A 4,734-nucleotide genomic window follows, 5' to 3' on the forward strand; every position below is an offset into this window, starting at 1 on the left:
GTGCAGATAATCGCGGCGCCGATCGGCGATCCGGCCATGAATCTTCGCGACCTTCAGTCGGGCCTTGGCCCGGTTACGGGACCCTTTCTCCTTCTTGGCCAGTGCCCGTTGCGCCTTCGCCAACCGCGCACGATCCGTGCGCTCGTGGCGGGGGTTGGTGATCTTCTCCCCCGTCGAGAGCGTGTACAGGCTCGTGATCCCGGCGTCGAGCCCGACCACCCGATCGACCGGCTCGAGTTCGGTGATCGTGTCCTCGACGAGGATCGAAATGTGGTATTGACCGCGAGCATTGCGCGACACCGTCACCTGCGACGGCACGGCCCCCTCCGGAAGCGGCCTCGACCACCGAATCTCCAGGGGTTCGGACTGCTTGGCCAACCGGAGCTGCCCGCCCCGGTAGGTGAAGCAGTTCGAATAGTACGTCGCCGAATCCTTCGACCGGCCCTTCCTCTTGAACTGCGGGTAGCGGGCCTGCGTGCGCCAGAACCTCTCGAACGCACCCTGCAACTGCCGCAGCGACTCCTGCAACGGCCCCTTCGACGGCTCCGCCAACCACTCCGTCTCGGCATCGCGCTTCCATCCGGTGAGCATCGTCGAGGTGTCCGCGTAGGTGATTCGCCGCTGTTCCTGCGACCAGGCCCGCGTCCGCTCGGCCAACGCCCGGTTGTAGACATACCGGGTGCACCCGAACGTCCGAGCGAGCTGTTCCGCCTGCACCGCAGTCGGATAGAAGCGGTATTTGAACGCCCGCTTCACCACCCTCCCCACCATGACCCAGACACTAGCCACACAGTCCGACATTTAGCCTTGGCGGCGAGACCGTAGGCGTGCCGAACGTCCGACCGGGACACTGGGTGATCCCCGGCTTTTTGAGTGGTCGTCTGCAGGCTCGGTGTCTGGTCGAGCGGTGTCCTAGTTCGGGAACTTGGAGCCAGCCGGTAGGCGTGGACTCCTGTTTAGTTTAGAGAATGTCTGGGCCGTGGCCGCGATGGTCAGTCACCGGGTGATGCACCCCTCGTCGGCGAGCACCACCCGGGCGCCCTCCCGGGCCGCGGCCAGTGCCGCCCAGGTGGTGGCGGGTCCACCGCCGAGGACGAGGACGTCGGTGACGATCTCGAGTGCGCTCACGAAGCGAACAGCATCGCCGATGCGGCGACGGCCGCCCCGGCTCGTTCGGACAGCGGGCGGCGGAACAACCTGTCGAGCAGAGACATCGTTACCCCCGGTCGGAGCAGTATGGACACCGCTCGATCGTCGGCGCGCGACCCCGTCCGGGCAAGGGTTCTCGTCAGCGTGCGCCGAACCCCGACAGCCGCCTGGCAACCTTCGAGCGAACCCCTCCCGGGCAACTCGATTGCGGACACGTGCACCGGCCGGGGACAACGCCCTCTATGGTGGACGCATTTGCACGCCGACGACGGGTAACGCATGGACGACAGGACTGTAGCGATCGGGGCGCTTGCGATCGCCACCGTTTCAGCGGTCTCCGGGCTGATGATCGGCGCCGCGGGCGGCGCGTTCGGCAGTCACGGACCGGCAGTCGTACCACCACCGCTCTCGTCGGAGGGTCTACAGGCCGCGGGACCGCACAGCGCCGAACCGGCGACGTTCCAGGTGTTCGTCCCGCCGACTCCCACCTGGCAGATGGCGGAACTGACCACCCCACGGGCCGTCACGCTCACCACCGAACCGGCGCCGGTGACCACCGCGCCGCCGCCCGCCCCCTCGACGACCCCCGCACCGCCTCCCCCGCCGCCGGTCCGGACGACGATCGCGCCGCCTCCCCCGCCGACGATCAGCCTCGCTCCGGTCACTACGCCGGTGACCCGGCCCCCGGTCGTCACGACGACGGAGGTGACCGTTCCGTCTCAGACTGCCGTGGCGCCGACACTGGCGCCGACCACCACCACCACGACGACGCGTCCGGTGATCACGATCCCGCCGGTCACCACCCGGCCGCGAGGCTGACGCTCAGGCCCGTCGGCGCGCGATCAGTTGCGCGACGGCCACGCCGGCACCCAGCGCGGCGACCAGCGCGCTGAAGACGATCCCGGCGGCCCGCAGGTCGGTGAATCGCGCGAGCACACCGACACCGACCGCGGGAACGGCCAGCATCACGTAGATCCCGGCGAAGAATGCCGAGGACACGCCGCCGCGGAGTTGCGGTTCGACCCGTTCGACGGTGGTGGCGAGCGACGCGTTGAGGCACAGGCCTCCGGCGACGCCGAGCACCACCGCGGACGCGAGCAGCGGCGCGAGGACGGTGGTCGCCAGCGCGAACGCCAGCAACCCGGCGGCGGGGACCAATCCGAGGCACCCGGCGAGCATCGCGGTGGCCGTCGACATCCGGCGTGCGAGGAGCTGGCCGGCGGCCATGAACAGGAAGGTCAGGAACACGACGAGCCCGGCCATCGAGTGGCTCGTCGTCCCCAGGTATCTCGTCAGGAACAGCGCCGACACGGCGGTGAGCACGCCGGTCACCGCGAACGCCGTTCCGGCGGCAAGCACCGCGGTGACGAAGGCGCCGCGGATCGACGCCGGAACCTGCATACGGCGGGGCCGGATGCGCCACGTCGGCCGGGTGGCCGGCGCCGGCGCGAAGATCCACAGCCCGGCGGCGGCGACCGCGGCGAGCGCGAGGTTCACCGCGTAGGGAATGGTCAGCGGACTCGACGTGACGTCCGCGATCACCCCCGCGCTGAGCGTGCCCAGTCCGAGACCACCGGTGTTCACCGCGACCGCGAGCATGCCGCCGACTGCCTTCCGGTCGGGTGGGAACAGGTCGATCACGGCGGCGGTGCCCGTGCCGGTCATGAGGCCTGCGGACAGGCCGGAGATCACCCGGGCCACCACGAACACCGGAAGCGTCGACGGCAGCAGGAACAGCACGGCACTGACCGCGGCGAGGGCGACGGCGATGAAGAGCACCGGGCGCCGGCCTACATCGTCGGAAAGCCGCCCGAACACGGCGAGCGCGGCGACGACCCCGACCGCGTACACGGCGAACAGGATCGTGACGGTGAGGGCACTGAACGCGAGTTCCTGCGCATAGATCGAATAGAGCGGGGTGGGCAGCGTCGTTCCCATCATCGTGACGAGGAACGCGAACGCGGTGGCGCCGATGGCGAGGGCGGGTGACCGGCCGGCGCGCGTCGTGGACGCTGCGGGTGAGAACGCGTGCATGGCCCCGAGCCTTTCGGAGTCGAGGAGCGGTGACAAATCGGAGGCGGGAGTCGGTAAGGTGGCTTCCCGCCGGATTGGGGGGTCCACTCCGGGACCGAGAGTGTCCAGCAGCGGAGGTCGGGGATGAACGGCGGGGAAAACTTTCACTCGGGCGCGTGGGATCACCGCGCCATCAGCAACGCTGTCGACGCGCTGCGGCCCGCCGAGTCCGAAGCGGTCGCCGCCTCGTGGGACGACCTCGGACGAAAATTTGAGGAGTCGGTGGCCGCGTTCCACGACGCGACCCGGGCCGCGGTCGACACCGGATGGCGCGGACAGTCGGCGACCGCGGTGGTGTCGGCACTCGACGACTACGCCGCCCGGGCCGGACAGGTCGGCGGCCGATTCACCGACGTGGGAGACGCATTGCGGCACGCGAGCGCCGGCGCCGAAGCGGTGCGCGGCGCGGTCGGCCCGCCCCGGGACCACCCGATCGACTGGACCCGGGTGCTACCCGGCAACTGGACCGCGGAAGCCGACGCCGACGCCGCGGAACAGGACGCGAAGGCCGCCATGGACACCCTGTACGCGTCGGCGTATCGGGTTGCGGACGAACAACTCCCCACCGACGGTCTCGCCGCGACCCACGCCGCCGCGACGGCCCACGGGCAGCCGGTGGGCTTCGACATCGGGCCGAACGGCGTGCACGGCATACCCAGTGATCAGCAGGTGGCCGAGTCCGAATCCGAACTAGGTGCGGACCCCGAGCCTCGCCAGAGTGCCGAGGTCCCGCCCCAGAACGCGCAAGCCGCTCCCGGGTCGATCGCCGGTGCGGCGCTGGCCGGGGCCGTCGGCGGCGGGGTGGCGCAGTACGCGCACGGCATCGTGGCCGCGCACCGGGCACCGACCTCCGAACGGCCCGGCTGTCCGGCCCTGCCCGCGGCGCGAGAAGACGAGGAGGAGCCGCCGACCTACCTCGAAAGCATCGACGAGGGAAGCGAACTCGTCGGCAAATTGCCCCTCGTCACGCCCGCGGTGATCGGCGAATAGTCGTGGGGCACTGGGTGTTGAGCGGTCCGCAGTTCTCGGCGTCGTGGGCGCGGACCGGCCAGGACCGCATTCCCTATCCGTTCAAGGTCACGAGCACGCTGGCCACCGCCGACGAGTACGAGGCGGAGCAGCGCCGGATCCGCGCCGACTTCTCCGGGCCGGAACACGACCCGCTCGCGTCGGCGCTGCTGGTGCTCGCCGAACCCGACCTCCGGATCGAGATCTCCGGTTCGCAGGGCTATACCCCGATGCGCCTGATCGGGGCGCTCGCGCGCGGGCACGGGGTCGCGGCGGTGCAGCATCCGGGCGGCGAGGTGGTGATCCGCAGCTGTGAACCGTACGACGTCGGCAGGCAGCTGATCGCGCAGCTTCCCGACACCGACGCGGGCACGCGGCGCGGCGTCGTGGTCGACCGGGCTGCTGCCGGGCACCGGCAGGCGGCGGTCGGGTGGAGCCAGGACCGGCCGGGGGCGGGTCAGGGCGGGGGCAGCGTAGTGCGAGGGGGGCGGGGCCCGCGGCGCG

6 protein-coding genes are annotated in these 4,734 nt (G+C 70.7%); 3 read left to right on the forward strand and 3 right to left on the reverse strand.

The genetic code is table 11. The annotated features are described in order from the left end of the window. Together MLGJGCBP_RS15960 and MLGJGCBP_RS15965 are read right to left on the reverse strand one after the other, a co-directional pair. A partial coding sequence (locus MLGJGCBP_RS15960) for an RNA-guided endonuclease InsQ/TnpB family protein (protein WP_160096797.1) occupies positions 1 to 771 on the reverse strand: 771 nt, incomplete at its 3' end. Between the two features lie 225 nt (positions 772 to 996). Next, a complete protein-coding gene (locus MLGJGCBP_RS15965) occupies positions 997 to 1,128 on the reverse strand; it encodes an FAD-dependent oxidoreductase (protein ID WP_442972104.1) in 132 nt (43 codons plus the stop codon). Between the two features lie 300 nt (positions 1,129 to 1,428). On the opposite strand from MLGJGCBP_RS15965, the gene MLGJGCBP_RS15970 reads away from it, so the two are divergent. Continuing rightward, positions 1,429 to 1,968 carry a hypothetical protein gene (locus tag MLGJGCBP_RS15970; protein ID WP_160096789.1) on the forward strand — a complete coding sequence of 180 codons (540 nt, stop codon included), beginning with the start codon at positions 1,429 to 1,431 and terminating at the stop codon, positions 1,966 to 1,968. A gap of 3 nt (positions 1,969 to 1,971) precedes the next feature. Here the strand turns inward: MLGJGCBP_RS15970 and MLGJGCBP_RS15975 are convergent, their stop codons facing one another. Next, positions 1,972 to 3,183 carry an MFS transporter gene (locus MLGJGCBP_RS15975; protein WP_160096791.1) on the reverse strand — a complete coding sequence of 404 codons (1,212 nt, stop codon included), beginning with the start codon at positions 3,181 to 3,183 and terminating at the stop codon, positions 1,972 to 1,974. 123 nt (positions 3,184 to 3,306) lie between these two features. Between MLGJGCBP_RS15975 and MLGJGCBP_RS15980 the strand changes: the two genes are divergently transcribed. Both MLGJGCBP_RS15980 and MLGJGCBP_RS15985 read left to right on the forward strand, forming a co-directional pair. Continuing rightward, positions 3,307 to 4,212 carry a PPE domain-containing protein gene (locus MLGJGCBP_RS15980; protein ID WP_160096793.1) on the forward strand — a complete coding sequence of 302 codons (906 nt, stop codon included), beginning with the start codon at positions 3,307 to 3,309 and terminating at the stop codon, positions 4,210 to 4,212. A 14-nt stretch (positions 4,213 to 4,226) separates the two neighbouring features. Next, positions 4,227 to 4,734, forward strand: a 508-nt coding sequence (locus tag MLGJGCBP_RS15985) for an ESX secretion-associated protein EspG (RefSeq protein WP_160096795.1), incomplete at its 3' end; no start/stop codon positions are given.

Source organism: Rhodococcus sp. T7 (assembly GCF_009872365.1).
In the GTDB taxonomy this organism is placed as follows: Bacteria; Actinomycetota; Actinomycetes; order Mycobacteriales; family Mycobacteriaceae; genus Rhodococcus_F.

Coding starts and splice junctions, on each gene's coding strand:
- MLGJGCBP_RS15970 (WP_160096789.1), top strand. CDS start 1,429: ATGGACGACAGGACTGTAGCGATCGGGGCGCTTGCGATCGCCACCGTT.
- MLGJGCBP_RS15975 (WP_160096791.1), bottom strand. CDS start 3,183: ATGCACGCGTTCTCACCCGCAGCGTCCACGACGCGCGCCGGCCGGTCA.
- MLGJGCBP_RS15980 (WP_160096793.1), top strand. CDS start 3,307: ATGAACGGCGGGGAAAACTTTCACTCGGGCGCGTGGGATCACCGCGCC.